We start from the raw sequence: 4,613 nt of genomic DNA, 5'->3' as shown, positions 1-4,613 counted from the left end.
GTGCGGGGCCACGCCATGGGTATGGCGGCGCGGGCGGGGGCAGTGATCGCCGACCCCGAGTTCGTGCAGTTTCATCCCACCGCCATTGCCACCGGCGCCGACCCGGCGCCGCTTGCCACCGAAGCATTGCGCGGGGAGGGGGCGATCCTGGTCAATGACCGGGGCGAGCGCTTCATGCCGGCCATTCACCCCGATGCGGAACTGGCACCGCGCGATATCGTCGCCCGCGCCAATTTCCGCCAGATTCAGGCGGGGCGGCGGGTGTTTCTCGATACCAGAGAGGTGCTGGGCGCCGCTATTCTCACCCGCTTCCCCACCGTTTCCAAATATTGCCGCGATGCGGGGATCGATCCGGTGGCCGAGATGATCCCGGTGACGCCGGCGGCGCATTTTCACATGGGCGGGGTCAAGGTGGACGAGCGCGGCCGCTCTTCGCTGCCGGGGCTTTGGGTTTGCGGGGAGGCCTCGTGCACGGGGCTGCACGGGGCCAACCGGCTGGCGTCGAATTCGCTGCTCGAGGCCGTGGTCTATGGCGCGCGCATTGCAGAGGATATCGGCGGGCTAGAGCCGGCGGGCCAACTGGCGCCGTTCAAAGGCATCGAATGGGACGAGGCCGAAGGCAATCGGGCCGAGGAAGTGCTGCGCAATTCGCTGGCGGTGCAGCAATTGCGCGGGATCATGACCAATCTGGTCGGCGTCGAGCGCCATCGCGAGGGCCTGCAGCAGGCGCTGCGCGATATCGCGGTGCTGGAGGCGCAGGCCGAGCAGGTCACGACTGCCTATCTCAACATGACCACCTCGGCGACCATGGTCGCCGCCGCCGCGCTGAAGCGCACCGAAAGCCGCGGCGGTCATTTCCGCACCGATTTTCCTGAGCCCGATCCGAGCTGGGAGCACCATACGCAGATGACGCTGGGCGAGGCGCTGTCGATCCGCGCGGCGGCGCGGTAAAGCCTGACCACAAAGGGTTATTTGGCCTCGAGCAACTTACCGGTGACCAACGCCGCAAGAGTAAGGGCAACGCGGTCGGTGAGTTCATCGACACTCGCCTCCGTGTCGCCGAGCGTCCACTTGATTACCATCCACATAGCGCCGTTGGCGACGATTTCGAGCACATCCATGTCAGTGGTTGAACGTACTTTTTCAGTCGCCATGCGGAACTCCCAGTCCGCCTTGGCCATGAACATTGCAACAGTCTGGTTGAAATAGTCGAGATTTGCCGCCTGCTCCAGGACCCTGCGGAAAAATGCGCGATGCGTTGCGACCACTTCGAGAATGGGGCGAACCTGGACGCGAATGCGGTCGGCGATGAAATCGGCGTCCCTGGGCACCCAATCGTTGGGCTGCGGCGGGACGTCTGTTTGCATCGACATCATGGATATTGCAGTAAAACGGGCCGCGTCTTCTACATCCCGGAAATGGCTGTAGAATGTTGGTCTTGTTGTCCTGGCGTCATCGATCACCATCTGAACGGTGATGTCTTTGAAGTCCAATGTGCTGACCAGTCTCAAAACGGATTTGCTTATCGCGTTCTGGGTGCGGCTGGATTTTTTGTTCATCCCTGACTCCTGCGACGGGTCAGAACAGGGCTTTAACCCTTTCCTAACGGTATGGCCAGCGGCGGAAGACATGGTTAACGGAATTCTAAACCTTAGTTAAAGCAGTAACTTACCATATGTTAAGTTGTTGATGGTTTGTTAGGGTTATCAAGTCGTTTGTGAGCACCCTAATGTCGCTTCTCTCAAAAATGAATTTGTCTACCAAGATGACCGCGACTTCGGCCATCGGCATGTTCTTCCTGGCCATCATGGTCACGGCGCTGTTCGTCATGAACAACAACGCCATTCGCGACACCAACCGGGCAATGGATGCGGCGGCGACCGCGACTGACCTGGTGGCCGCCGAGAGCTATTTCCGCGGCGTGCGCATCGGCTCACGCGACTTCCGCCTCGCCACCAATTCCACCCAGATTGCTTCGGCGCAGGCCAATATCGACACGAACTACGCCGCCTTGATCGGTGTGCTGGCGGATGCTCGGGCCCGCATTCAAAACGACGCGGAGGTCGAGGCCATCGACGCCACCGTGCAGCTGGTTGGCTCTTACATGGCGCTGGTGCCGCAATTGCGCACGGTGATCGAGCGCGACATCGCCGCTGGAAATAGCGGGGCATTCGACGCCCAGGAAGCGGCAATCCAGGGGGAGATGTCTGGCTTTTCTGAACAGGCGCGGGCTTTGCTGGCCGAAGGTGTCAACACTGCCAAGCTCACCGCCCATGAGATGCAGATGGTCGCGGCCAATGCCTCTGCCACCGGGCAGGTGACTGGCGCGGTTCTCGGAGGCCTGGTCATCCTCATTCTCATCGGTTCGGCGGTGTTTGCCCGCACCGCCGTGGTGCGGCCGATCCAGCAGATTACCCATGCCATGATCACCATTGCCGACGGCGATTTCTCCGTCGCCATCCCCCATGCCGGCCGGGCCGACGAGGTCGGGCGCATGGCCGGCGCGGTGCAGGTGTTCAAGGAGAACGGCATTCGCGTGGCTGCGCTGGGTGAAGAGGAAGCGGAGCGGGCGCAGCGGGCGCTGGAGCGTGCCCAGATGATGGAGCGGTTCCAGAGCGAATTCGATGGCGCGGTCTCGGCTGCGGTCAAGGGCGATTTCTCGCGCCGCATCGAGGGCAGCTTCGCCGACGCCGATGTCAGCCGGATCACCACCAATTTCAACATGATGCTGACCCGCACCGAAGAGGCGCTAAGCGAAGCGGGGGATGTCCTGGCCGCGCTGGCCAAGACCGACCTGACCCAGCGCATGTCCGGCAGCTATGAGGGGGCCTTTGCCAAGCTGGGGGCCGACACCAACCTGGTCGCCGAGACCCTCTCCGACGTGGTGTCGCGCCTGCGGTCTACCTCGAGCACCCTGCGCACCGCCACCAATGAAATCCTGACCGGGGCCAATGATTTGTCCGAGCGCACCACGCGCCAGGCCGCGGCCATCGAGGAAACCTCCGCTGCCATGGAGCAGCTGACCCAGGCGGTGGAAATCAATGCCCGCAAGGCCATGGATGGCTATGAACGCAGCCGCGGGGCGGCGCAGCTGGCCAATGAGGGCGGCGCGGTGATGAAGGAAACCACGGGTGCCATGGGCCGCATCTCCACCTCATCGGCGAAGGTATCAGACATTATCGGCATGATCGACGACATCGCCTTCCAGACCAACCTCCTGGCGCTTAATGCTTCGGTCGAGGCCGCGCGTGCCGGCGAGGCCGGCAAGGGTTTTGCCGTGGTGGCGGTGGAAGTGCGGCGCCTGGCTCAGTCGGCAGCCCAGGCGTCCTCGGACGTGAAGGCACTGATCGACCAGAGCTCGATCGAAGTCGATGCGGGCAGCAGGCTCGTGGCCACGGCCGCTGCCAAACTCGACACGATCCTGATCTCGGTGCAGGAGAATGCCAGCCTGATGCACGATATTTCGGTGGCCAATGGCGAGCAGTCCTCCGCCATCGCAGAGATCCGCCAGGCAGTGCGCCAGATGGACGAAATGACCCAGCACAATGCGGCGCTGGTCGAGGAAACCAATGCCGCCATCGAGCAGACCGAGGCCCAGGCCCGCGATCTCGATACCATCGTCGATATCTTCAAGATCGCGCCGGCGGCGGTGGATAGCGGTTCAACCAGGCCCAAGGCCAAGCCCAGTACCGGTGGCCGCATGGTGCAGGCGGCGCGGGCCTATATCAGCAATGGCAATGCCGCGATCAGCACGGACTGGAACGAGTTCTAGAGCCTTTCAGGGTCTTGTTGATGGAGCCCTCAGGCCAACCCGGTATGAAATGATCCAGTGTGCCGCGCCGATGCCGTCTGGCGTGTCAGGCCCTGGTGACCTTGCGGAATTTGATCGGCGTGGCGGGGTATTCGGTGTCGGGTTCTGCCCTGCCGAAGAGGGCCATGAGCGTGTCTTCGCCGCTGGTGACGGCGCCGAAGGCAGCAAAGCCCTGGCCGTCGGGATTGCGTCGGCCACCGAAGTCGAGCTCGGGCTGGTCGCCGATGCAGATGAAGAATTCCGAACTGGCGCTGCCGGGCGCGAAGCGGGCCATGGAAATGGTCAGGTGGCGATGGCGCAGGCCGGTCGTCTCGGTGGTTTCGTGGGGGATGGCGGGGAAGGGCGACGGCTTTTGCTCATCGCTGCGCATTCCCCATTGCACGACTTCGATCTTGTGGACGGTGGTGGCGGGCTGGTTGGCGAGGGTGACGATGCGATAGGCAGTGGCGCTGTCGAGATGGCCGCCATCGACATAGGCCAGGAAATTGGCGGCGGTGATCGGGGCGCGTTCGCTCTCGATCGCGAGGGTGAAGGCGCCGAGTTCGGTTTCGACGAGAACGGGTACGGTCACGGGGCTTATCCGGGAGGTTGGTGATTTGGTCGGCCCCCACCCGGCCTCCCCTGAAGGAGGGGGAGCGTTCACTTTGGGCGCACCGAGGCTTCGGCTCCAACTCTCCCTCCCCCCTTGAGGGGGAGGGCCGGGGTGGGGGGTGGTTCAGTGATCCACTGATGGACCCCCCACCCTCATCCCTCCCCGCAAGGGGGAGGGAGGCGCAAGAGCTCAAGACTATTGCCAAAACGT

4 protein-coding genes are annotated in these 4,613 nt (G+C 63.1%); 2 read left to right on the top strand and 2 right to left on the bottom strand.

Annotation, left to right across the window (positions count from 1 at the left end; genetic code table 11):
* A partial coding sequence (locus DEVEQU_RS17625; protein WP_126151913.1) for an L-aspartate oxidase occupies nt 1-951 on the top strand: 951 nt, incomplete at its 5' end.
* A 17-nt stretch (nt 952-968) separates the two neighbouring features.
* On the opposite strand, the gene DEVEQU_RS17620 is transcribed toward DEVEQU_RS17625, so the two are convergent.
* Entirely contained in the window at nt 969-1,559 is a 591-nt protein-coding gene (locus DEVEQU_RS17620) for a TetR/AcrR family transcriptional regulator (RefSeq protein ID WP_126151912.1), read from the bottom strand.
* A gap of 206 nt (nt 1,560-1,765) precedes the next feature.
* Here DEVEQU_RS17620 and DEVEQU_RS17615 point away from each other — a divergent pair, with 206 nt between their 5' ends.
* Entirely contained in the window at nt 1,766-3,772 is a 2,007-nt protein-coding gene (locus tag DEVEQU_RS17615) for a methyl-accepting chemotaxis protein (RefSeq protein ID WP_164550472.1), read from the top strand.
* 85 nt (nt 3,773-3,857) lie between these two features.
* On the opposite strand, the gene DEVEQU_RS17610 is transcribed toward DEVEQU_RS17615, so the two are convergent.
* Nucleotides 3,858-4,382 (bottom strand): peptidylprolyl isomerase, encoded by a 525-nt coding sequence (locus DEVEQU_RS17610; protein ID WP_206437881.1) that lies wholly within the window; start codon nt 4,380-4,382, stop codon nt 3,858-3,860.
* Nucleotides 4,383-4,613: the final 231 nt, after the last annotated feature.

Source organism: Devosia equisanguinis (assembly GCF_900631955.1).
Classification (GTDB): Bacteria; Pseudomonadota; Alphaproteobacteria; order Rhizobiales; family Devosiaceae; genus Devosia; species Devosia equisanguinis.
This window is presented reverse-complemented; position numbering and strand designations above follow the sequence as displayed.